This window comes from Arthrobacter sp. Y3225116, from assembly GCF_059091245.1.
On record NZ_JBNHGL010000525.1, the window covers coordinates 1 to 702 of the forward strand.

Here is a 702-nt window from a genome sequence, read left to right on the forward strand (position 1 = left end):
GGCAGACTAGGTCACTCGGACCGGCCCGCCTCGACGGCGGCCGGGCGGGAGACCAGCCACGCCAGCCACAGCCCCAGCGCGTACAGCGGCACGCCCATGAGCAAGCGGGTGGTGCCCAGCGCCACCAGTCCGTCCTCGCCCATCAGGTAGAGGGGAAGCTGCACCGCAAGCCGCAGCAGGAGCACCGCCATCACGATCCAGGTGGCGATGGTGTACGCCTTCAGCCGCTGCGGCTGCTGCCGCCATGCCGTGCCCTCGCTGCGGATCAGCCCGAAGATCAGGCCCAGCACCGGCCACTTGACGGCCACGGACACCAGCATGACCAGAATGTAGGCGGCATTCGTGATGAAGCCCCAGACATAGAAGTCCTCGGCCCGGCCCGTGCTGTTGGCAACGAAGGCGCAGATGGCGACCCCCACCAGGCCGGAGAAGGCCTGCGTCACGGTGCCCCGCTGCACCAGGCGCAGCAGGGTGAAGACGGCGGCGGCCGCAAGCGCTCCGATCAGGGCGGGGCCGAGCTCCCGGCCGATGGTGAACACCACCAGGAAGATCACGCCGGGCAGGATGCTCTCGGCCAGACCGCGGACGCCGCCGACGGTCTTCAGCACGTCGATCTGTCCGTCGTCGGTGCGGTGCACCGCGGCGCTTGCGGCGTAGGCGCCGGCGAGTGCCTCGGCCGCGTCCGGGCGCCTGTTGCCCGGT

General features: G+C 70.8%; 1 protein-coding gene. It reads right to left on the minus strand.

All coding sequences use genetic code 11. The annotated features are described in order from the left end of the window. Positions 1-11: 11 nt before the first annotated feature. Positions 12-638 (minus strand): DUF3159 domain-containing protein, encoded by a 627-nt coding sequence (locus tag AC5RV2_RS18760; RefSeq protein WP_494093584.1) that lies wholly within the window; start codon positions 636-638, stop codon positions 12-14. Positions 639-702: the final 64 nt, after the last annotated feature.